The 22,825-nt window shown below is 73.2% G+C and carries 19 protein-coding genes; 10 read left to right on the top strand and 9 right to left on the bottom strand.

From position 1 onward, the window contains the following. Positions 1-23: 23 nt before the first annotated feature. The 7 genes from NMK44_RS24925 to NMK44_RS24955 all read left to right on the top strand — a co-directional run bounded on the left by NMK44_RS24925 (position 24) and on the right by NMK44_RS24955 (position 7,831). The gene (locus NMK44_RS24925) at positions 24-1,499 is read left to right on the top strand and encodes an aldehyde dehydrogenase (protein ID WP_254746803.1); all 1,476 of its coding nucleotides are present in this window, start codon (positions 24-26) and stop codon (positions 1,497-1,499) included. Then, entirely contained in the window at positions 1,492-2,412 is a 921-nt protein-coding gene (locus tag NMK44_RS24930; RefSeq protein WP_254746805.1) for a 3,4-dihydroxyphenylacetate 2,3-dioxygenase, read from the top strand. Before NMK44_RS24925 ends, NMK44_RS24930 begins: the two co-directional genes overlap by 8 nt. Then, the gene (locus NMK44_RS24935) at positions 2,405-3,253 is read left to right on the top strand and encodes a fumarylacetoacetate hydrolase family protein (protein ID WP_254746807.1); all 849 of its coding nucleotides are present in this window, start codon (positions 2,405-2,407) and stop codon (positions 3,251-3,253) included. Before NMK44_RS24930 ends, NMK44_RS24935 begins: the two co-directional genes overlap by 8 nt. A 56-nt stretch (positions 3,254-3,309) precedes the next feature. Then, positions 3,310-3,990, top strand: coding sequence for a TetR/AcrR family transcriptional regulator (locus NMK44_RS24940; protein ID WP_254746809.1), 681 nt, complete (start codon positions 3,310-3,312; stop codon positions 3,988-3,990). Positions 3,991-4,115: 125 nt separating this feature from the next. Then, positions 4,116-5,564 (top strand): APC family permease, encoded by a 1,449-nt coding sequence (locus tag NMK44_RS24945; RefSeq protein WP_254746811.1) that lies wholly within the window; start codon positions 4,116-4,118, stop codon positions 5,562-5,564. 45 nt (positions 5,565-5,609) lie between these two features. Continuing rightward, complete coding sequence (locus NMK44_RS24950) at positions 5,610-7,106, top strand: aldehyde dehydrogenase (RefSeq protein ID WP_254746826.1); 1,497 nt, start codon at positions 5,610-5,612, stop codon at positions 7,104-7,106. Beyond that, a complete protein-coding gene (locus NMK44_RS24955) occupies positions 7,103-7,831 on the top strand; it encodes a gamma-glutamyl-gamma-aminobutyrate hydrolase family protein (RefSeq protein WP_254746829.1) in 729 nt (242 codons plus the stop codon). Before NMK44_RS24950 ends, NMK44_RS24955 begins: the two co-directional genes overlap by 4 nt. 10 nt (positions 7,832-7,841) lie before the next feature. Here NMK44_RS24955 and NMK44_RS24960 read toward each other — a convergent pair whose 3' ends face one another. The 3 genes from NMK44_RS24960 to NMK44_RS24970 form a co-directional block, all read right to left on the bottom strand. Then, positions 7,842-8,414, bottom strand: a complete 573-nt coding sequence (locus NMK44_RS24960) for a MarR family winged helix-turn-helix transcriptional regulator (protein WP_254746832.1) — start codon at positions 8,412-8,414, stop codon at positions 7,842-7,844. 122 nt (positions 8,415-8,536) lie between these two features. Beyond that, the gene (locus NMK44_RS24965) at positions 8,537-9,532 is read right to left on the bottom strand and encodes an ArsR/SmtB family transcription factor (RefSeq protein ID WP_254746835.1); all 996 of its coding nucleotides are present in this window, start codon (positions 9,530-9,532) and stop codon (positions 8,537-8,539) included. Positions 9,533-9,716: 184 nt separating this feature from the next. Then, positions 9,717-11,768, bottom strand: a complete 2,052-nt coding sequence (locus NMK44_RS24970) for a phosphocholine-specific phospholipase C (RefSeq protein ID WP_254746837.1) — start codon at positions 11,766-11,768, stop codon at positions 9,717-9,719. A gap of 175 nt (positions 11,769-11,943) precedes the next feature. Here NMK44_RS24970 and NMK44_RS24975 point away from each other — a divergent pair, with 175 nt between their 5' ends. Both NMK44_RS24975 and NMK44_RS24980 read left to right on the top strand, forming a co-directional pair. Further along, on the top strand, positions 11,944-13,065 hold the full coding sequence (locus NMK44_RS24975; RefSeq protein WP_254746840.1) for a CapA family protein: 1,122 nt from the start codon (positions 11,944-11,946) through the stop codon (positions 13,063-13,065). 36 nt (positions 13,066-13,101) lie between these two features. Beyond that, positions 13,102-13,743, top strand: coding sequence for a class I SAM-dependent methyltransferase (locus NMK44_RS24980; protein WP_254746843.1), 642 nt, complete (start codon positions 13,102-13,104; stop codon positions 13,741-13,743). A gap of 8 nt (positions 13,744-13,751) precedes the next feature. Here NMK44_RS24980 and NMK44_RS24985 read toward each other — a convergent pair whose 3' ends face one another. The 6 genes from NMK44_RS24985 to NMK44_RS25010 form a co-directional block, all read right to left on the bottom strand. After that, positions 13,752-14,759 (bottom strand): lysylphosphatidylglycerol synthase transmembrane domain-containing protein, encoded by a 1,008-nt coding sequence (locus NMK44_RS24985; RefSeq protein WP_374215337.1) that lies wholly within the window; start codon positions 14,757-14,759, stop codon positions 13,752-13,754. A gap of 74 nt (positions 14,760-14,833) precedes the next feature. Next, entirely contained in the window at positions 14,834-16,069 is a 1,236-nt protein-coding gene (locus NMK44_RS24990) for a glycosyltransferase 87 family protein (protein ID WP_254746846.1), read from the bottom strand. Then, complete coding sequence (mptB, locus tag NMK44_RS24995; protein ID WP_254746849.1) at positions 16,066-17,529, bottom strand: polyprenol phosphomannose-dependent alpha 1,6 mannosyltransferase MptB; 1,464 nt, start codon at positions 17,527-17,529, stop codon at positions 16,066-16,068. Before mptB ends, NMK44_RS24990 begins: the two co-directional genes overlap by 4 nt. Positions 17,530-17,695: 166 nt before the next feature. Further along, a complete protein-coding gene (locus NMK44_RS25000) occupies positions 17,696-18,904 on the bottom strand; it encodes an NAD(P)/FAD-dependent oxidoreductase (RefSeq protein ID WP_254746850.1) in 1,209 nt (402 codons plus the stop codon). Then, on the bottom strand, positions 18,901-19,098 hold the full coding sequence (locus NMK44_RS25005; RefSeq protein WP_254746852.1) for a ferredoxin: 198 nt from the start codon (positions 19,096-19,098) through the stop codon (positions 18,901-18,903). Before NMK44_RS25005 ends, NMK44_RS25000 begins: the two co-directional genes overlap by 4 nt. Before the next feature lie 71 nt (positions 19,099-19,169). Further along, entirely contained in the window at positions 19,170-20,405 is a 1,236-nt protein-coding gene (locus NMK44_RS25010) for a cytochrome P450 (protein WP_254746854.1), read from the bottom strand. A 480-nt stretch (positions 20,406-20,885) separates the two neighbouring features. Here NMK44_RS25010 and NMK44_RS25015 point away from each other — a divergent pair, with 480 nt between their 5' ends. After that, positions 20,886-22,823, top strand: coding sequence for an FUSC family protein (locus tag NMK44_RS25015; protein WP_254746856.1), 1,938 nt, complete (start codon positions 20,886-20,888; stop codon positions 22,821-22,823). The last annotated feature ends 2 nt before the right edge of the window (positions 22,824-22,825 follow it).

Here is a 22,825-nt window from a genome sequence, read left to right on the forward strand (position 1 = left end):
CCCCTCGTCACACGGAGCGCAGGATGACCCACCGGACCACCGTCGCCGGGATCCCCGTCGACACCTGGCACTGGATCGGCGGCCGGCGTGTCGCCTCCCCGGACACCTTCACCGATGTCTCCCCGATCGACGGCACCGCCCTCGCCGAGATCGCCCGGGGCGGCGCCACCGAGGCCGCGGCGGCGGTGGCCGCCGCCCGTGACGCCTTCCCCGCCTGGGCCGCGACCCCGCACACCGAGCGGGCGCGGGTGCTGCACGCCATCGCCGACGGGGTGGAGAAGCGGCTGGAGGACCTCGCGGCCGTCGAAACCGCCGACAACGGCGCGCTGCTGCGCTCCCACCGCCGCGGAGTGATGCCCCGCGTCGCCCACAACTTCCGCTTCTTCGCCGACTGGCTGCTGAAACTGGACGGGGAGCACGAGGACTTCACCACCCGCGGCCACACCAATCACATCACCTGGGACCCGGCCGGGCCCTGCGCGCTCATCACCCCCTGGAACGCGCCGCTGATGCTGGCCACCTGGAAGGTCGCCCCGGCCCTCGCCGCCGGGAACACCGTGGTCCTCAAACCCGCCGAATGGTCCCCGCTGACCGCCTCGCTGCTCGCCGACATCGCCGCCGAGGCCGGGCTGCCGCCCGGTGTGCTCAACGTCCTCCAGGGCTTCGGGGCCGAGGCGGGCAGTGCCCTGGTCTCCGACCCCGGGGTGCGCCGCATCAGTTTCACCGGCTCGGTACCCACCGCCGGGCACATCGCACGGGCCGCCGCCGCGCATCTCACCCCGCTCAGCCTGGAACTGGGCGGCAAGTCGCCGCTGCTGGTGTTCGCCGACGCCGATCTCGACCTGGCCGTGGACCTGGCCGTGGAGCAGTACGACAACGCCGGGCAGGTGTGTCTGGCCGCCACCCGGTTGCTCGTCGAATCCCCGGTGGCCGAGGAGTTCACCCGGCGCTTCACCGAGAAGGCCGCCGCACTCGTCCAGGGCGACCCCCGGGAGGAGGCCACCGACATCGGCCCGGTCATCCACGCCCGCCAGCTTGAGAAGATCGACGGCTTCGTCCGCCGCGCCCTGGACGCGGGGGCCCGCGCGGTGGTCGGCGGCGGCCCGCACACCGGACCCGGCGGCCTGTACTACGCGCCGACGCTGCTCACCGATGTCGCGCAGGACTCCGAGATCGTGCAGGAGGAGGTGTTCGGACCGGTGCTCACCCTCCAGACCTTCGACACCGAGGAGGAGGCCGTCATCCTCGCCAACGACACCCGGTTCGGCCTTGCCGCCACCATCGCCACCGGCGACCGGGAACGCGCCGGGCGGGTGGCCGGCCGGCTCGTCGCGGGCACCGTCTGGGTCAACTGCTTCTTCGTCCGCGACCTCCAGGCGCCGTTCGGCGGCTCCCGCAGCTCCGGTATCGGCCGCGAGGGCGGCACCTGGAGCTTCGACTTCTACTGCGACCTCAAGAACACCGTCACCGCCCCGAAGGGATGGCAGAGCCATGGGTGAGATCGCCGGGGCGGGACTGCTCGCCCATGTGCCGACCATCGTCCTCCCGGAAGAGGACCGGCTGCGGCTGAACGGGGGCCGGGAGATCACCCTCGTCACCGGACTCGAGCAGCTCCGCCGTGAGGTGTTCGAACGCGATGACTACGACACCGTGGTGGTGCTCGACTCCCACTGGGCCACCACCGTGGAGTTCGTGGTCACCGCCCAGTCGCGCCGGGCGGGTCTGTTCACCTCCGAGGAACTGCCGCGCGGAATGTGCCGGATGCCCTTCGACTTCCCCGGCGACCCCGAACTCGCCCACAACGTCGCGCGGTTCGCCGGGAAGCACGGCACCTGGATCACCGCCATCGACGATCCGTATCTGCCGGTGTACTACGCGACCATCAACCTCTGGACGTTCCTCGGCGCCGGGCTGGCGGACAAGCGCTGGGTGTCCATCGGCGTCTGTCAGACCGGTGACGCCGAGGACCACCTCCGGCTCGGCCGGGCCCTGGCCGACGGTATCGCCGCCACCCCCGGCCGCCGGGTGCTGCTGATCGCGTCCGGTGCGCTCTCGCACACCTTCTGGCCGCTGCGCGAACTGCGTGACCACGAGTCCAGCGACCCCGCGCACATCTTCACCCCCGAGGCCCGCGCCGCCGACGAAGAGCGCATCGCGTGGTTCAAGGAGGGCCGCCACGACGAGGTGCTGCGCACCATGCCGGAGTTCCTGGTCCACAAGCCCGAGGCCCGCTTCTCCCACTACCTGATGATGGCCGGAGCCCTCGGCGGGGCGGACTGCACCGCACCCGCCCGCCAGTACGGCGCCTACGAGAACTCCATCGGCACCGGCCAGGTCCACCTCTGGTTCGACCGTCCCGCCGCCGGCTGGACCGCGCCCCGCACCGTGACACAGGAGTCCGCCCATGCCTGAGTACCGCCGCATCCTGCTCGACGGCGCCGTCGTCCAGACCGTCGTCGACGGTGAGGAACTGGTCGCCGGGGACGGCCGGAGGGTCAAGGCGGAGGAAGCGCGCCACCTGCCGCCCGTCGTGCCCACCAAGGTGATCGCCGTCCACCTCAACCACCGCAGCCGGGTGGAGGAGTTCCGGATCGAGCTGGCCTCCGCGCCCACCTACTTCCACAAGCCCACCTCGGCGCTCAACGCCCACCGGGGCGCCGTGGTCCGCCCCGAGGGCTGCTCATGGCTCAACTACGAGGGCGAGGTGGCCATCGTCATCGGCCGGACCTGCCGCAATGTGTCCCCGGACGAGGCGGGCGCGTACATCGCCGGATACACCGTGGCCAATGACTACGGACTGCATGACTTCCGGGACACCGACGCCGGGTCCATGCTGCGGGTCAAGGGCTCGGACACGCTGTGCCCGCTCGGCCCGGGGCTGGTCACCGACTGGGACTTCCGCGGCAAGTACTTGCGCACCTACGTCAACGGACGGGTGGTGCAGGACGGTTCGACCGACGAGATGGAGTGGGATATGCACTACCTCGTCGCCGACATCGCCCGCACCATCACCCTCCACCCCGGTGATGTGCTGCTCTCCGGCACCCCGGCGGGCTCACGCCCGGTGCGGCCCGGCGATGTGGTGGAGGTCGAGGTGGAGGGGCTGGGCAGGCTGAGCAACCACATCGTGACCGGGCCCACCCCGGTCCGCACCGACGTCGGGGCCCAGCCCACGGCGTCGGAGGAAGTGCTGTCCACCGCCCTCGGCGGGGACTGGGAGTTCCGCGGTATCCGCCCGCCCCGGCGTGGCTGAACCCTCCGGGGCGCCACCCGTCCGGTTCCGGACGGCCGCCGGGTAGGGTCGCCGTCATGACCGAATCCGCCGGAGCCGCCGGGAGCGGCGAGGCGGCCGCGAACGGCGGCGGGACCGCGGCCGGTGGCGGCAAGCCCCGCAGACGGGTGTCCTACGGGGCGGGCCGTGAAGCGCTGCTGGCCGCCGCCGTGCGGGTGGTGGCACGGCGCGGGCTGCGCCACCTCACCTACCGCGCGGTGGCGGAGGAGGCCGGGGTCACCCACGGGCTGGTGGTGCACCACTTCGGTTCCCGTGACGCGCTGATCGAACAGGCGCTGGCCCACTCCGTGCGCACCAGTCTCAGCGTCAGCGCGGTCGAACCCGGGACCGGCCGGGCCACCGACTTCGCCACCGGTCTGTCCGCGATGGTGACCGGCGATCCGGATGCCCAGGCGTTCCAGTACGAGCTGCTGCTGGAGTCGCGGCGCAGGCCGGAGCTGCTGCCTCAGCTCCGCGGCCTGTACGAGGAGTACTTCGACGCGGCCCAGCGCGAGCTGTCCCGGATGCTGCCCGAGGGCGCGAACCGTGCACTGGCCCGGCTGGTGTTCGCGGCGCTGGACGGCCTGGTGCTGCACCAGCTCGTGCTGGGCGGGGCGGAGCACACCGACGCCGCCCTGGAGGAGCTGCGCTCGCTGCTGCGGGCGCTGACGGCCGGCACCGCGCCCGGCGCGCACACCGGCACCGCCGACGACGTCTGACGGACGTCCGCCGGGGGAGATCCGGTGGTCCGGCCCCTTGCCAAACGTGTCCGGGCGGCCCACCATGAGGCAACTCGTTTGGCTCAAAACGAAAATTCGCTCCTCTCCCCGGACAGGTGATCCGCGTGGACAGTCAAACGGTCGCCCGACGCGAGACCGTGCAGGACACCCCCCGTACCACCCAGCTCAAGCCCAACGCCCTCGGCGTCCTGGGCATCCTCTTCTTCGTCCTCTCCGCGCAGGCCCCGCTCACCGGGATCGCGGGTGCGGTGCCCATCGCCATCGCGGTGGGCAACGGCCCCGGCGCCCCGGCCGCGTACGCCGTGGCGGGCGCCGTGATCCTGCTGTTCTCGGTCGGCTTCGTCGCCATGGGGCGCCACGTCGTGGACGCCGGCGCCTTCTACACCTACATCGGCAAGGGGCTCGGCCGGACGGCGGGCAGCGGCAGCGCGGCGGTCGCGCTGTTCGCGTACTGCACGGTGCAGGCCGCCATGTACGGGCTCTACGGCGCCACCATGAGCGCGCTGATGGCCCACCACACCGGGGTCGACCAGCCGTGGTGGGTGTGGTCGCTGGTCACGATGGCCGTCGTCCAGGCACTCGGCGCGACCGGGATCGAGGTGGGCGCCAAGGTGCTCGCCGTGTTCGTCCTGGCGGAGTTCAGTATCCTGCTCGTCTTCGGGCTGGTCACCTTCTTCCGGGGCGGCGGGCCCGAGGGGCTCGCGTTCACCGAGTCCTTCTCACCGGACGCGGTCCTCCAAGGCGCGCCCGGGGTGGCGCTGATGTTCGCGGTGGCGTCCATGTTCGGCTTCGAGGCCACCGCCATCTACGGCGAGGAGGCCCGCGAACCGCGTACCACCGTGCCACGCGCCACCTATCTGTCGGTCGCCGTCGTCACCGGGTTCTTCGCCTTCACCTCATGGATGCTGGTCTCCTCCTACGGACCCTCGAAGGCCACCGCGGCCGCGGGGAAGGCGCTGGAGGGCGGCGACTCCACGGTGTTCGTGTTCGCACCCGTCGCGGACCGGTTCGGCTCCTGGGCCGGCGACGTACTGCCGGTGCTCCTCGCCACCTCCCTCTTCGCGGGTGTCCTCGCCTTCCACAACTCCGCCAACCGCTATCTGTTCTCACTCGGCCGGGAAGGGCTGCTGCCCGCGCGGCTCAGCGCGCTCAACCGCCGCCACGCGCCCTGGGCGGCCGGTGCCGTACAGACCCTCATCGCGCTGGCGCTGGTGGTGCCGTTCGCGGTCACCGGCAAGGACCCGGTGCTGACCCTGTTCTCCTGGTTCAGCGGGGTGGGGGTGCTGGGCATCATGCTGCTCTACTTCCTCACCTCGGTCTCCGTGGTCGTCTTCTTCCGCCGGGAGCGGCTGGACGCCCGGCCCTGGAACACCCTGATCGCACCCGCGCTGGGCGCCCTCGGCATCGCCGGTGCCATCTGGCTGATCCTCGCCAACTTCACCACCCTCATCGGCGGTGCGACCTCCACCGCCGTCTGGCTCGCGCTCACCGTCCCGGTGGTTCTGGCACTCGGCGCCGTGACGGCCCGTCTCACCCGTCGGCACACCGTCTGAAGTGCCCCGGCCGACCGCCCGGGCGCCATCCAACGAGAGGACACCATGCCGGACCTCAGCCATGAGGAGTGGCAGCGCCGCGCCGCGGCGCTGCCCGCCGCACTGCCCGTCCACCACCACATCGACGGGGCGGACGAGCCCGGGCCGGGAGCCGTGTTCCCGGTGGTGTCGCCCCGCGACGGCACGGTGCTGACCGAGGTGGCCGACGCCGGTTCCGACGAGGTGGACCTGGCGGTGGCCGCCGCCCGCCGGGCGTTCGACACCGGCCCCTGGCCCCGCCTCCCCCCGGCCGAGCGCGGCCGGGCGCTGGGCCGGATCGCCGGGCTGCTGGAGGAGTGGCGGGAGACCCTCGCCCTCACCATCAGCCTGGAGATGGGCAAACCCGTCACCGAGGCCCATGACATCGAACTGCGCGCCGCCATCGCCACGTTCCGCTGGTACGGGGAGATCGCCGACAAACTGGCCGACACCTCCCCGCACACCGCGCCCGACGCCCTCGCCCTGGTCACCCGGGAGCCCACGGGGGTGGTCGGCGCCGTCGTGCCCTGGAACTTCCCGCTGACGCTGGCCGCCTGGAAGGTGGCCCCGGCCCTGGCCGCGGGCTGCACGGTCGTCCTCAAACCGTCCGAGCGAACACCGCTGTCCGCGCTGCTGCTGGGCCGGCTGGCCACCGAGGCCGGGCTGCCGCCCGGTGTGCTCAATGTGGTCACCGGTGACGGTCCCACCGCCGGACGCGCCCTCGGACTCCACCCGGACGTGGACGTCGTGGCGTTCACCGGCTCCACGCCCGTGGGCCGCCACTTCCTGCGCTACGCGGCCGACTCCAACCTCAAGCGCGTCTGGCTGGAGCTCGGCGGCAAGTCGCCGAACATCATCCTCCCCGACGCCCCCGACCTGGACCTCGCCGCCGCCACCGCGGCCTGGGGCATCTTCTTCAACCAGGGCGAGATGTGCACCGCGCCCTCCCGGCTGCTGGTGCACTCCGCCATCGCCGGGCGGGTCACCGAGGCCGTCGTGGAACGCGCCCGTGCGCTGCGGGTCGGGGATCCCCTCGACCCCGCCACCGAGATGGGTGCCCTGGCCGGTGACGGCCATCTGCGACAGGTGCTGGACCATATCGGCACCGGAGTGGCGGAGGGCGCGCGGCTGCTCACCGGCGGCGGCGCCACCCGTACCGGCAGCGGCGGCAGCTATCTGGAACCCACCGTCCTCGACCGGGTGGACCCCGGCGCGCGGCTGGCCCGCGAGGAGATCTTCGGCCCGGTGCTGTCCGTCCTCACCTTCGACGACCTCGACGAGGCGGTCCGGCTCGCCAACGCCACCGACTACGGGCTCGCCGCCGGGCTGTGGACCTCCGACCTCACCACCGCCCACCGGGTCTCCCGCGCCCTCCGGGCCGGAACGGTGTGGGTCAACTGCTACGAGGAAGGCGATCTGACCGTGCCGTTCGGCGGGATGAAACAGTCCGGCAACGGCCGCGACAAATCCGCGCATGCGCTGGAGAAGTACACCGAGCTCAAGACCACCTGGATCCGGCTGTGACCGGCCCCCGACCGCTGATCGCCGTCCCGGCCCGCTTCTCCGCCACCACCTCGGCGCTGCGCTTCGCCGCCGAGGTGACCGCCCGCGCCCTGGTCGAGGCGGTCTGGCGGGCCGGGGGCGAACCCGCCACGATCCACCCCCACGCACCGGACGGCACCGCCGACCCCGCCGAGGTGGCCGCCCGCCTCGCCCGGTTCGACGGGGTGCTGCTGCCCGGTGGCGGTGATCTGGACCCCCGCCGCTACGGTGGCGGTCCGGCCCACACCAGCGTCTACGACGTGGACGGTGAACAGGACGGCTTCGACCTCGAACTGGCCCGCCGCGCCCTGGACTCCGGGCAACCGCTGCTCGCCGTCTGCCGGGGGCTCCAGGTGATCAACACCGCGCTCGGCGGCACCCTCGAGCAGGACATGGGCGGTCCGGACCGCGACCACCGCCATCTGACGCATCCGGTGGCCCTGCGCCCCGGGTCGCTCGTGGCGCGCGCCACCGGAACTGAGAAGACGGAGGTCTCCTGCTATCACCACCAGCGCGTCCACCGCCTCGGGACCGGGCTCGAGATCACCGCCACGGCGGCCGACGGCACCGTGGAGGCGTGTGAATTGCCCACCGCGCGCGGCTGGTTCACCGCCGTCCAGTGGCATCCCGAGGACACCGCCCACCGTGACCCGGCCCAGCAGGGTCTGTTCGACGCGCTGGTGCGCGCCGCCCGCGAGCGCCGCTAGCGGCGGTGGCTCATCCCTTCGGACGGCGCCCGCTGCGGCGCGGGGCCGGTTCGGCGCCGTCCAGCAGGGTGAGCCTGCGCTCCTCGCCGTGCGTCTCGACCTGGAGCACCACCTGGCGCAGCGCCTCCGCGGTGCGCAGACACTCCTCGTCGGACAACTGCCCGGCGACGAACGCCTCCTCCTCGTTGAACTCCGGGAAGACGCGCCGCATCAGCGCCTCGCCCTCATCGGTGAGGCTCAGCAGCACCAGCCGGCCGTCGCTGGGATGGCCGGAGCGTCGGATCAGACCGCGGGACTCCAGGGTGCGGGCCACACCGGTGAGCGTGCCCTTGGAGATGCCCGCCTCCTCCGCCACGTTCCGGGTCTCCGATTCGCCCCAGATCCACACCACCCAGAGCACCACGAAGGCGGTCCAGGTCAGATCGCAGCCGCGCAGCACCGAGTTCTCCAGGTGCTGTCGCACCGCCGACGCGGCCCGGTAGATGTTGGACACCATGGCCATCTGCTCACGGCGGATCGGAATGCCTCCGAGCTTGGCGGCGACCAGCTTCTCGGTGTCGGTGATGGATCGGTGGCCGGACACGGGCGGGCTCCTCACATCGGCGGTGAACGGTGGTGTGACGGAGCACCGGCGACTCCATCGTTCGAGGTCAAATGTACCGTGCCCGCCGTGGGCGGCCGATGGAGGCGGCCGGGGCGGCCCGCTCAGCGCCCCGGTTCGGCGAGTGTCAGGGGCACCGAACCGCGGTACAGCAACTGGCTGCCGAGCGGGGTGAGCGAGTGCACCACCGTATTGGACACCCGTGTGCTGGTGAGCAGTCCGGCGTTGCGCAGGACGGTGGCGTGCTGGCTGGCCGAGGAGATGAGGATGCCCGCGCGCTGGGCGAGTTCACCGGTCGTACAGCGCCCCTCGGCCGCCTCCAGCACCGCGGCCCGGGTCGGCCCCAGCAGTTTGGCCAGCGAGGAGCGGCCCTGGGTCTCCGGACCCTCCTCGAGCAGCCGCTGCTGCACCGGGTACACCAGCACCGGTGTGCGGTCGTGGTGCAGCAGGGTGATGCTGGTGCGCCAGCAGAAGAACGAGGGGATCAGCAGCAGTCCGCGGCCGTCGAGTCGCAGATCGCGGTCGACGGGGTAGTCCGCCTCCAGCACCGGCCGGCGCCAGCGCAGGCACGGCGGCAGCGCGGTCAGCAGCGCCTCGGTGCCGCCGCCCAGCATCGGCGTGGACAGCCGTAGCCGCTCATGGTCGACCTGGGCCCGGATACGGTCCCAGTACGGGGCGATGGCGACCTCGTGGTACGCCTGGACGGCACGTCCGAGCAGGGCCAGGGCATCCGGTTCGCCGTCGGCCAGCGAACGGGTCCACGGGGGCAGCCGCCGCCCGTCGGCCAGCAGTGAGAGATCGCGCCGCAGCCGGGCCCGCGGGGTGCTCAGCACCGCATCGAGCCCCTCCTCCACGCTGTACAGCGGATCCGCCGGGGTGAGAAAGTCCGGAAAATAGCCCCTCATTGGCACCAGGGCGGTCAACAGGGCGGTCGAACGGGGGAGTTTGGGGCCGACCGACCGCCGCCACCGCGCGGGGATCAGCCCCTGGTTCTGCTGGCGGAGACTGTGCAGACTCAGCATGGTCTCCCACATGGCGACCGGGCCCGCGGCAACGCGGGTGAGTCCGAGATCCTGACCGGTGAAATGAATGCGTAGCACAGCGCCCCCGTGTCTCCCCGCCTGCTTCCCTCACCTCCGTATCACGTTCCGGGCGGAGGCCGTACCGGGGCACGGCGACGACGCGCTGTGTTTCAGTCTGGAGTGAACGTCCCCCGTACGCACACGAGTCCGCCCGGCGGAAGCCGCCGGGCGGACGTGCGCGGGAGTGCGCCGGGCGCCCGGGTCAGTCCGCGGAGAGTGCCGGGTCGCTGCTCCCGGTGCGGCCCGTCTCCACACGGCCGGACAGCCGCCGCAGATAGCCGCTGTCCCCGTCGGAGGCCACCGACACGTCGTACCAGTGGCGGCTGCGCCGGGTGTCCACGGTGTGCACCGCCCGTCCGCCCGGCCGCAGCCGGTAGGTGGCGTCCTTCTGGTGGTGGTAGCCGTCGGTGACGGTCAGCCGTACGGTCTTGTCGCCCTCGTTGGTCAGGGTCAGCTCGACGTCGCCGGACTTCCGGTCGTGCCGGGCGGTCACCTCCGGGCCCCGGCCGGTGACGCGGCCGGTGAGGTGGCGTACGAAACCGCCCGGCCCGTGCACCTGGACGTCGTAGGTGTCCTTGCCCTCGGCGGGCTGCCAGGTGCCGGAGAGGTGCTTGCCCGCCTCGACGGTGTAGCCCCACGGCCCGTCCGGGTGGCCGGCGGAGGTGATGTGGAAGTGGGCACCGCCCTTGCCGCGGTTGGTGAAGTCCAGCCGCAGCCGCCCGTCGGCCACGGTGGCATCGGCGCACAGGTCGTACGGCAGCGGCCGGGAGCGGCGCAGACCGGACTCCTGGCGGGGCAGGGAACCCTTGGCCGGGGGCGTGGGCACGTAGTCCGGGTGCCGCTCGTTGTCCGGCGGCTGGTAGGCGTCGGTGTCCGGCAGCGACGGGACCTTGGTGTCGGTGTGCGCGAAGTCGAAGGCCGTCGTCAGATCACCGCACACCGCACGCCGCCAGGGCGAGATGTTGGGCTCCTCGACCCCGAACCGCCGCTCCATGAACCGGATGATCGAGGTGTGGTCCAGGGTCTGGGAGCACACATAGCCACCGGTGCTCCACGGCGACACCACCAGCATCGGCACCCGCTGGCCCAGTCCGTAGGGCCCGGCGGGCTGGGACGAGGAACCGGGGTACAGATCCTCGGTGGTGTCCACGGTCGAGGCGCCGTGGCCCTCGGCGGCCGGGTACGCCGGCACCACGTGGTCGAAGAAGCCGTCGTTCTCGTCGTAGGTGATGAACAGCGCGGTCTTGCTCCAGACCTCGGGGTCGGAGGTCAGCGCGTCCAGCACCTGGGCGATGTACCAGGCGCCGTAGTTGGCGGGCCAGTTGGGGTGCTCGGTGAAGGCCTCGGGCGCCGCGATCCAGGAGATCTGGGGCAGCTTGCCGTTCTGGACGTCGGCCCGCAGATGGTCGAAGAGGCCGTCGCCGTTCTTCACGTCGGTGCCGGTACGGGCCTTGTCGTACAGCGGGTCGCCGGGCTTGGCGTTGCGGTACTGGTTGAAGAACAGCAGTGAGTTGTCACCGTAGTTGCCGCGGTAGGCGTCGTCGATCCAGCCCCAGCCGCCGTCGGCGTCCAGTCCGTCGCCGATGTCCTGGTAGATCCGCCAGGAGACCCCGGCCTTCTCCAGGCGCTCGGGGTAGGTGGTCCAGCCGTAGCCGAGCTCGGCGTTGTCCAGGACCGGCCCGCCGCCCTTGCCGTCATTGCCGGTGTAACCGGTGTACATGTAATAGCGGTTGGGATCGGTGGACCCGATGAACGAGCAGTGGTACGCGTCGCAGACGGTGAACGCGTCGGCCAGCGCGTAGTGGAACGGGATGTCATCACGGGTGAGGTACGCCATGGTGGTGGCGGACTTCACGGGCACCCACTTGTCGTAGTTGCCCTTGTTGAAGGCGGCGTGGCCGTCCGGCCAGCCGTGCGGGAGGTCCTGGAGGAACTGGAGCCCCAGGTCGTTCGCCTCGGGCCGGAACGGCAGAACCTCCTTGCTGCCGTCCGACTGGTGCCACACCGGCTTGCCGCTGGGCAGCCGCACCGGATGCGGATCGCCGAACCCGCGCACCCCGCGCAGTGATCCGAAGTAGTGATCGAAAGAACGATTTTCCTGCATCAGCACCACGATGTGCTCGATGTCCCGCAGACTTCCGGTGCGACGGTTCGCCGGAATCGAGGCGGCGCGGGCGATGCTGTTGGACAGCAGGGACATGGCCGTGCTGGTACCGGCCAGTTGCATGAATCTGCGACGGTCGATGGAGGTCATGTCGGTCAGGTCTCCCTGTGTCGTACGAGGTGGTGCAAGCAACCGGGGCAGTCTGTTCCGCATGGGCCGTCCGACACAACGGGTCGGAGGAGAAACGGCGGGAAAGGCTCAGTAAACCCTTGGCCATTGCGCCGGGCGACGGGCGTCCGGAGGGCCGAGGAGTTACGTTGAACCCATGGACGGCGACACGTTGACGCTCTTCCTCTGCGGCGATGTGATGCTCGCCCGCGGCGTCGACCAGATCCTGCCGCACCCCGGCACCCCGGAGCTGCGGGAGCCGTACATCCGGGACTCCCGCGCCTACGTCGGGCTGGCCGAGCGGCGGAACGGCCCGATTCCGCGCCCGGTCGACTTCACCTGGCCCTGGGGCGACGCCCTCGCGGTGCTGGACGAGGCCGCGCCCGACGTCCGTGTGGTGAACCTGGAGACCAGCGTCACGGCCGGTGGCGAGGACGCCCCCGGCAAGGAGCTCCACTACCGTATGAACCCCGCCAACCTCCCGTGTCTGGCCGCGGCCCGCCCCGATGTCTGCGTACTGGCCAACAACCACGTCCTGGACCGCGGACCGCACGGCCTGGAGGACACCCTCGACGCCCTCGCCGGGGCCGGACTCCGGGTGGCCGGAGCGGGACGCGACGTCACCGCCGCCCGGCGCCCGGCCGTCGTCCCGGTGGGAGAGGACCGGCGGGTCCTGGTCTTCGCCTTCGGGACACCCTCCAGCGGTATTCCGTACCGCTGGGCCGCCACCGGCGACCGCCCCGGGGTCGACCTCGTGCCCGAGCTGACGGACGCCGGGGCCGCCGCGATCACGGACCGGGTGCGCCAGGTCAAACGGCCCGGGGACATCGCGGTCGCCTCGGTCCACTGGGGCGGCAACTGGGGGTACGACGTCCCCGCGGACCAGATCCGCTTCGCCCACGCGCTGATCGACGGCGGGGTCGACCTCGTCCACGGCCACTCCTCCCATCACCCCCGCCCGGCCGAGGTGTACCGCGGCCGGCTGATCCTCCACGGCTGCGGGGACCTCATCGACGACTACGAGGGCATCGCCGGCTACGAGCGGTACCGGGACGATCTGCGACTGCTCCACCTGGTGCGGGTGGCCGCCGGCAGCGGAGAACTGCTCGAGCTGCGCATGGTGCCCCTCCAGTCCCGGCGGATGCGGCTGCGCCATGCCACGCGCCGGGACGCGCAGTGGCTCGGTGACACCCTGGACCGGGTCGGCGCCCGGTTCGGCACGCACATCGGCGTCGCCCATGACGGGCCGTACGACGTGCTGACCCTCCGGCACGGCTAGGCGGTGTCGACCACGACCGAGGCGAGGAGGCCGCACATGTCCCCGGGCAACCCCTCCGGCAGGCGTCCGGCGCACCCTCCGGAGACGGCCCACGGGCTGCTGGACGCCGCCTTCGGCCGACCGCGCGGCCCCGCGGGCACCGTCGGCGGTGCGGTGATGGCCCGCCTCAACGGCTCGCAGGAGCGCTGGGCCGTGGACCGGGCGGCGCTGTGCCCCGGTGAACGCGTCCTGGTCGTGGGACCCGGACCGGGCGTCGGACTGCCGGCGGCGGTGGCCGCCGTTCAGCCGGACGGCCGGGTCATCGCCGTGGACCCCTCCGCCACCATGCGCCGGGCGGCGATCCGGCGGTGCGCCGCCCAGATCGCGGCGGGCACGCTCGAGGTCCGCGACGGCGCGGCGGAGCGCACCGGATGCGCCGACGCCACGGTCGACGCCGTGCTGTCCGTCAACAACGTCATGCTCTGGGACCGCCCGGCCGGGTTCCGCGAACTGCTGCGGGTGCTGCGCCCCGGCGGGCGGATGGTGCTCACCGTCCACCGTCATGTCCTCGGCATCAGGCCCGAGCGGCTGGTGACCGAGGCGACCGGGGCCGGATTCGGCGGTGTCGAACTCACCCTGCGCGACCGCCGGGTCCTCGGCCCCGCCGTGCAGATGCTGCTCCACCACCCCGGCAACTGAACCACCCGTCAGACGATCTTCGCGCGGACCAGGGCGGCCAGCACCAGCGCCCCCGGCACCAGCGGCAGCCACACCGTGATGAAGCGGTAGGCCAGTACGGCGGAGGTGGCCGCCTCGATCTGCGCACCCGCCGCGACCAGCGCGAGGACCAGCGCGGCCTCGACCGAGCCGATACCACCGGGGGAGGGGACCAGAGAGGCCACCGCCGTGGCGGCCAGATACGCGAGCAGCACATGCGGCGGCCGTACCTCCAGTTCCAGCGCGAGCGCCACCGCCACCAGCCCTGACGCCTGGAGCAGCGGAAAGGCCAGCGAACCGCCCCACAGGGCCAGCGCCCGGGAGGGCCGCCGGTGCACCGCGCGGGCGTCGGACAGCGCGGTACCCAGGAACGTCCGCGCCAGCCTGCGCACCGGGCGGATCAGCGCCAAGCCCACCAGCAGGAGGACCACCGCGGCCGCCACCGCCGCCACCACCAGCGAACCGGACCGGTCCGGCAGCACCGGGCCCAGCCGCAGCGCCTCGGGGAAGGCCAGGAAGAGCACGGCCAGCAGACCGACCCGGGTCACCCCCTCCGCGAGGAAGTACAGTGCCAGCGCCGCCGAGGAGCGGGCGGCGGTCAGCCCGCAGCCGGTCATGAAGCGGATGTTGACCGCGCTCGCGCCGATACCCGACGGCAGCAGATGGTTGGCGGCGCCCGCCGCGAACTGCGTGGCGAACAGCCGCCGGGCCGGAAGCCGTTCCAGGACCGCGCCCTGCCGCGCGAACGACACGGCCACCCAGCCGAACCCCGTCGTCGCCACCGCCACCAGCAGCCACCAGGGGTTCGCGGTCAGCATCTGACGGGCGCCGGAGCCGATCAGCGACCGGTGCTGGAGCACCCACACGGCGACGGCGGCCAGCGGCAGCACACACAGGATCCGGCGCACCGGAAGCCTGCGGTGCACCGGACGGTGTGCCTGCTGCGGCACCGGGTGGGGAAGTGGCTGGGGCAGCGCCCGCGACATCGTCTGGGACATGGACCGCGACCTCGCTCTCGGCTTCGTGCCGGACATCTCTGTTGCCGGTATACGGGCCGGGCCCGGTTCCGTGCTCATCGCTCCGTCTGCCCCGTCATCGGCCGGGCACTACCTCCGGCTGCGGGCGGACCCGGATCCGGGGCCGCCTCGCGCAGCGGAAGCGCGACCAACAGCCCCACACAGATCCACACATAGGCGTTGCCGCCGAGGAAGCCGTCCACCCCCGCGGAGTCGAACCGCCACAGCCACACCAGACTGCTGCACAGCAGCACATGGACCACCCCGGCCGTCCGCAGCAGCGCCCGGCGGCGGGCCGGGGGCGCTCCGGGCCGCAAGCCGGACCCGGCGAGCACCGCCAGCGCCGGGACCAGCCACACCAGATGGTGCACCCAGGTGACCGGGCTGATCAGACATGCGGCCACCCCGGTCAGCGCGTACCCGGCCGTCTCGTCCCCGGCGGCCGCCGCACCGCGCACCCGGTGCGCCCAGACGGCCAGCACGGCGAGCACCCCGAGCCCCCACGCCGTCCCGCTCGGCGGCAGCGGGTCGACGAGACGGGCCAGCACCCCTTCCCAGGACTGGTTGGAGACATAGGCGAGGACACCGATGCGGTCGGTGTCCCACAGCGCCTCGGTCCAGTACTCCCGCGAGGCGCCCGGGGCCACCCACGCGGCCAGCAGCGTGGCGGCCACCGCGGTGGCCGCGGCGGTGGCGGCGGCACGCCACCGCCGGGTCACCGCGAGATAGACGATGAAGATCGCCGGGGTGAGTTTGACGGCCGCGGCCAGACCGGTGCCGTACCCGGCGAACCGGCCGCGCCCGGAGGACAGCAGCCACGCGTCACCGAGCACCAGGACCAGCAGCAGCAGATTGACCTGGCCGAAGCTGAAGGTGTCCCGCACCGGCTCCAGCAGCGCGAACAGACAGGCCGCCACGGTGAAGGCGAACCAGGGGGTCCAGCCGTGCCTGCGCACCAGGGGGCCGACCAGCCAGCACAGCACGGCGGCCGAGGCGGCCACATTCAGCGCCGTGCTGATGGTGACCGCCCCGGGCCAGCTCACCAGCGTCATCGGCAGCATGCACAGGGCGGCGAACGGCGGATAGGTGAAACCGTAGTCCGCACCGTCCGCCCCGGGGGTGGTGAAGGCGTAGATATGGCCGTCCCGCAGCCAGTGGCCGACGGCCCCGTAGTACACCTGGAGGTCGAACCAGTGCCGGTGCAGCGGGACCGTGCCCAGGAACAGCGCCACCGCAGCCACCAGACCGGCCGCCACCACCAGCCGGCCGCGCGGGGTACCCGGCCCGCTCACCGTGGACGCTCCGGGTGCCGGCCGCCGGACGCGGAGGACAGGGCGGCCCCGGTGGCCGGTCCCGGAGCGTGCCGTACGGCCCACAGCACGAGGAGCGCCACCACCCCGCCGCCCACCGCACAGGTCAACTGCCGTGCGTCCGGGGCGAATCCACTCGGCAGCACGGCCAGGGCCAGCACCCCGCTGCCCGCCGCCACCGCCCGTCGCACCGCACCACCCGGCGCCGCCGCCGCGAGGAGGAACAGCCCCCACAGCACGTACCAGGGCCGCAGTGCCGGGCCGAGCAGGGCCACCGCCGTCAGGCTCAGCCCCAGCGCGTACAGCGGCCGCCGGGGCGGACGCAGCCAGACCACCACCACGGCGACAGCGGTGGCCAGCAGCCCCAGCCCGTGCCACACCGGCGTGGCCAGCGGTGCCAGACCGCTGCCCACCGCCTCCAGCAGGGCCCCGGTGGCGTGTCCGAGGGCGCTGGTCAGCGCCCAGTTGCCGGGCGACGCCGGGGTGCCGAGGGCGCTGATCCAGCCGTATCCGGTGCCGGTCACGGCCGTGGCCGCGCCCGTGGTGGCGAGCGCCAGTGCGGCGGTGGTCAGGACGGCGCCCACCCGGTGCGCGCGGCCCTCCATCCGGTGTGCCCAGAGCGTGGCCACCGCCAGCAGCCCCAGCGCGGCGGGTGCCTTGACCAGGGCGGCGAGGGTGACCAGCACCGCGCCGCACGCGGGCCAGCGGCCCGTCGCGGCCACCAGTCCGGCACCCAGCAGCCCCAGCATCACGGCGTCGTTGTGCGCACCGCCCACCAGATGCAGCAGCGACAGCGGGTTGAGTGCCCCGAGCCACACCGCTCCGGCCGGGTCGGTGCCGCAGCGCCGGGCGAGCACCGGCAGTGCGAGCGCCATCAGGGCCACTCCGAGCAGTGCGACCAGCCGCAGTCCCAGCACGCCGAGGGACGGTTCGGCACGCGCCGCATGCGCGGCCGCGGTCTCGAACACCAGGGACACCGGGCCGTACGGGGTCGGGGTGTGCTGCCACACCGGCGCCACCTCGGCCGCGAGCGGTCCGCCCAGCCGGATCGGACCGTGGACGTAGACGTCGATCCGCGCGTGCACCATCGCGCCCTGGGCGAGATAGCTGTACACATCCCGGCTGAACAGCGGGGGAGCGGGCAGCAGCGGCGCCGCCCAGACGGCCAGGGTGAGCAGCAGGCTCCGGGTGCCGGGCGGCCGTGGTCCGCGCACCGCCCGGCCCAGCCACCACCAGGCCGCGATCAGCAGGACCAGTCCGAAGTAGGTGCTGACCAGGCCGAGGGCCGCTCTGCCGGAGTCGGGGGTGAGCGCGTCCGCCACCGGCAGCGCCCCGGCCGTCGCTCCTCCCAGCGCCAGCGCCACCGAGCCGGTGAGCCCGAGCAGCCGGCAGTGGTGGGGGGCGACGGTGACGGCTGGGACGGGAATGCGACGGACGAGCATCGGGCCAGCCTCACCCCGGCGCATGACCGAGACCTGACGCCGTGGTCACCGGCGACTTGCCGCGAGGTGTCGGCCCGGGCCCCGGGAGCGTCGGCCCCCGAGCCCGGACATGTCAGCGGCAGGTGTCCGGTGCGGTCCTCGGCGGTCTGCGGTCCTCAGCGGCTCCTCACCAGGCGGCGGTCAGACACTCCTGCGCCCCGATCGACGACCAGGGCGCCCGCTCGACCACCAACCGGCGCAGTGTGCGCAGCTCGCGCGGGCAGTTCCAGCCGAGCACCCCGACCACCCGGCCCCGGTGGCCATAGGCGGCGACGAAGCGGCGGCTGTCCAGTTCGCCGTGGAGCACGGCGAGGTCCGCGTCGGCGGGGAAGATCCCGTACGCCTGGATCCGGGCGTCGTACTGGTCGGTCCAGAAGTACGGCACCGGAGCGAACGGCAGCTCCGCGCCGAGCACGTTGCGGGCGACGGCCTGCGCCTGCTCGGTGGCGTTCAGCCGGTGTTCCAGCCGCATCGGGGCGTCGAAGTGGCTGTTGTGCCAGGAGGCCACGTCCCCGGCGGCGTAGACGCCCGGGGCGGCCCGGCAGGTGGCGTCACACTCCACGCCGTTGGTGAGCAGCAGTCCGGACTCCCGCAGCCAGCCGGTGGCGGGGGCGGCGCCGACCGCGACCACGACCAGGTCGGCGTCGAGTTTGACGCCGTCGGTCAGCTCCAGCCCGGTCACCCGGCCGTCGGTCTCCAGGAACTGGTTCACCCCGGTGCCGCAGCGCACGGACACCCCGTGGTCCTGGTGGAGCTCTCCGACCAGCGCGCCGACGCGGTCGCCGAACTGGCGCCGCATGGGCACCGGCCGGGGGTCGATCAGTGTGACCTCCAGCCCCATCCCACGGGCGGCCGCCGCCGCTTCGGCACCGAGGAAGCCGGCCCCGACCACGGCCACCCTGGGACCGCGCAGCATCGCGGCGCGCAGGGCGAGGGCGTCGTCGAGGGTGCGCAGCAGATGCACCCCCGCCAGTTCGACACCGGGCAGCCGGCAGGGGTTCACCCCGGTGGCGATGACGAGCGAGCCGTACGGCACGCTGTCGCCGCCGTCCAGCAGCACCCGTCCGGCGGCGACGTCCAGTCCGGTGGCGGACCTGCCGAACAGCAACTCGGCGTCGAGTGCGGCCAGTTCCTCGTCGGTGCGCAGTCTGATCCGGTCCGGTTCCCAGGTGCCCGCGAGGATCTGCTTGGACAGCGGGGGCCGGTCGTACGGGGTGTGCGGCTCGTCCCCGATGAGGGTGAGACGGCCGTCGTAGCCGAGGGTGCGGAGGGTCACGGCCGTGGTGAGCCCGGCCACGGAGGCTCCCACGATGACCACGTCGCGGGTGGTGTTCACGACTCTGCCAGGGTGATCGCGAGGGCGGGGCAGACGGCGGCGGCGTGCCGGACGTCGTCATGCGCCCCGGCGGGCGGGCTGTCGTCCAGCAGGACCGCGACACCGTCCTCGTCGCGCTGGTCGAACACCTCCTGCGCGGCGAGTACGCATTGGCCGGAGGCCACGCATTTGTCCTGGTGCAAGGTCACCCGCATAGGGCTGTCTTCTCCTCGATGGGGGGGTGGGGGTCGCCGGAGCGGCGGTGGTGGAGGCGGAGGATCCGCCCTCACCACGCGACGGGAAGTTCATGGACCCCGTAGACGATGGAGTCGTGCTTGTAGGGGAGTCCGGCCGGGTCGGCGGCCAGGCGCAGTGTGGGGATGCGCCGGTAGAGCGTGCTGTAGACGACCTGCAACTCCATCCGGGCCAGCTGCTGGCCCAGACACTGGTGGACGCCGTAGCCGAAGGCCACGTGGCGGCGGGCGTCGCGGCCGAGGTCGAGGCGGTCGGGCTCGGTGAACGCCGTCGCGTCGTGGTTGGCCGCGTCGATGGCCAGGATGACCGCCTCGCCCGCGCGGATCACCTGGCCGGCGATCTCGATGTCCGCCAGTGCCACCCGGCGCAGTCCGGTCTGCACGATGGTGAGGTGGCGCAGCAGTTCCTCGACCGCGCCCGCGACCCGCGCCGGATCGTCGGTGGCGCGCAGCGCGTCGAGCTGATCGGGGTGGCGGAGCAGGGCGAGGGTGCCCAGCGCGATCATGTTGGCGGTGGTCTCGTGCCCGGCGACCAGCAGCAGCATGGCGATGGCGGTGAGGTCCCGCCGCTCGAGCAGACCGGGTGCGACCTGCTCGGTGGCCAGCACGGAGAGCAGATCGTCGGTGGGGCGGACCAGCTTCTCGGCGACCAGGCCGTCCAGGTAGTCCGTCAGGATGCGCTGGGCCTCGGTGGCCCGCTCCGCGGAGTCGCGGTTGAGCAGCGCGGCGCTGTGGCGCTGGAAGAACGCGTGGTCGGCGTAGGGGACTCCGAGCAGCCGGCAGATGACCAGGGACGGCAGCGGCAGCGCGAACTCCCGTACCAGGTCGGTGGGGCAGGGCCCGGCCAGCATGGTGTCGATCAGCTCGTCCACCAGCTCCTGGACGGCGGGGCGCAGCGCCTGGATCCGCCTGACCGTGAACGGCGCGGTCACCAGTCGGCGCAGCCGGGCGTGGGCGGGGTCGTCCATCACGATGAAGGACGTCTGGCGGCGGGCGCGCTCCAGACTGCCGAGGCTCACGTGCGGATAGCCGGGGCGCAGGATGTCGCTGCTGATCCGGGGGTCCGCGGCCAGGGTGCGCAGCTCCGCGTACCGGGTGACGAGCCAGGCGCCGCTGCCGTCCCACAGCCGGACCTTCCGCAGCGGTGCCGTGGACTGTAACGCGCGCAGCCCGGCGGGCGGGGAGAAGGGGCAGTGCGGGCTCCTGTCGATCGGGTAGCCCGGTTCCCGGCCGGTGCCGCTCGCCGTGTCCGTGAGGGTGTCGGTCATCTCTCCTCCGTTGCCGGTGCAGGGCCTGGAGCAGTTGCTCAACGCGTGTACCGAAGGGGTACTAAACGTGCGTTCGGTAACACGGCGGCTACGGAGGCTAGTTGGGTCCGGGGGCGGAACACAACACGCTCCGTCTAAAGATGGCCACGCTTCGGACACATATGAGCGTGGCATGTGCGTGGTGAGGCACCAGGTGATCGGGTTCTGTCATTGCCATGATCGAGGCGATCGTGCGCCGTGCATCCCCCCGCTGACCGGCCGCCCCGCGCCCCTCCCCGCCCCGGGCGTCCGCACCCTGCCGGACGCCCGGGGATCACCCACATCTCATATGGCGGAAATACACAGGTTACGGAAGTTCCGCATGACTCCCTTACGGTCGAGGAGACCTGGCCTGATATCCACCCGACCCGGATTCCGACGCAGGGCCCGGCGTCGGCCGTACCCCAGCGGTACCCGTACCACCCGCACCACGGAGGACCCTTGCGCATTCGCCCCGCTCCGCCCGACTGGCTGGCCCATCCCCTGCGCGGGGTGTGGGGGACCGGAGCCCCCGTGCCCTGGGGTGCCGTCCTGCGCGGGGCGCTCGGCGTCGGCCCCGTGGTGGCCGCCGGAGTCGCCTCGGGACACACCTCCGCCGGGGTCACCGTGGGGCTGGGCGCGATGTTCGCCCATATCAACGACCGCCCGGCGACCCGCGCCACCCGGATCGTCCGCATCGGACTGCCCGCCGTCGCGGGAGCCGTCGGGATGCTCATCGGCGCCTGGCTGGGCACCCTCGGCCTCGGCGCCGCGATGGCGGTCGCGCTCGCCGCCGTCGGACTGGTCTCGGGCGCGCTCAGCGCCGTCGGCCCCGTCTGCTCATCCGCCGGGGTGCAGTTGATGGTGCTGTGCGTCGTCGGCGCCGGGATGCCGCTGCCGGAGACCCCGGCCGCACGCGCCGGGCTGATCCTCACCGGCGCCGCCTGGGTGCTCACCATGGCCGCACTGCTGCCCTGGTCGGCCCGGCCGCTCCGGCGCCGCCCCGCCGTCCGCTCCGACGCGGACGAGGCCGTGGCCGCCGTCTACGACGCCCTCGCCGACCTGATGGCGGCGGTCGGCACCGAGGGCGGCCGTCCGGCACGGCGCCGTCTGACCACCGCGTACGACACCGCCTACGAAGCGCTCTACGCCCACCGGCTGCCGCGGTACCGGCCGGACACCCGGGAACGCGGACTGCGTGACCGCCTCGCGGTGGCCGGAGCGCTCAGCGAGGCGGCCCTCACCCTGCTGTGGGAGAACGCTCCCCTGCCCGACCACCTGGCGCGCACCCCCGCCCGGCTCGCCCGTTCGATCCGCACCGGACGGCCGCCCGGCCCGCTGCCCGCGCCCGTCCCCGACACCGCGGGCAAGGTGGCCGTGCACCGCGCCGTCCTGCTCGCCGCCCGGGTCTTCGACGGCGAACCGGCGCCCGCCGTCGGCCCCGTGGGCCCCGGCCCGCGGCAGCGGCTGCGCCGCGTGTCCGGTGCCGCGGGGCGCGAGTACGCGGCCCGGGTGGCGCTCTGCGTCGGGGTGAGCACCGCGCTGGCCCGCGAACTCCCCGGCGACCACTGGTACTGGCTGCCCGCCACCGCCGCCTTCCTCGTCAAACCGGATATGGGCCCGCTCTTCTCCCGGGCCGTCTCACGGTCCCTGGGCACCGCGGTGGGCGTGGCCGTCTTCGGCGCGCTCACCGCCCTCCTCACCCCGGTGGCCGGGGAGCCCGGGGCCTGGCCGGTCGCCGTGGCCGCGCTCTGCTCCGCGCTGATCCCGGTCTCCGTACGCCACTTCGCGCTGCAGACCGCCGTCCTCACCCCCCTGCTGCTCTCCCTGGTCTACCTCGGCGGGGACACCGACCCGGGGTACACCCGGCTGATGGACACCCTGCTGGCCTGCGCGGTGGTGCTGGCCGCCGGGGCGCTGCCGGGGCTCGGCGGGCCCCGCGCCCAGGTGTCCGTCCGGCTCTCGCTCGCCGTCCGCGCCACCCGTGACCACCTCGACCGGGTGCTCGCCGCCGACGCCCTCTACGCGGAACGGCTTCGGCTGCGCCGTGAGGCGTACCGGGCGCTGGCCGACGCCCGTCGCGCGGTGGCGGTGGCCGGCGCCGAACACCCGCCCTTCGGACGCGACCTGGCGGTGTGGGCCCCGGTGGTCTCCGCGCTGGAGGAGATCGTGGACACCGCGACGGCCTGCGGGGTCCGGCTGGACCAGGGCGCCGCGGCCCCGGACCCGGATCTGGCCGAGCGGCTGCGGACCGGGCTGTCGGACCTGGCCGACGCCGTCGCCACCCGCCGTCCCCCCGCGGACCTGGCGCTGCCCGCGGGCGGTGCGGTGGAGGACTGCGCCACGCTCGCGGACGTCACGGCCGGGCTGCGCCGGGCGCGCCGGCTGGCCGCCTCGTAGCC

The organism is Streptomyces cucumeris, assembly GCF_024295805.1.
GTDB classification, from domain to species: domain Bacteria; phylum Actinomycetota; class Actinomycetes; order Streptomycetales; family Streptomycetaceae; genus Streptomyces; species Streptomyces cucumeris.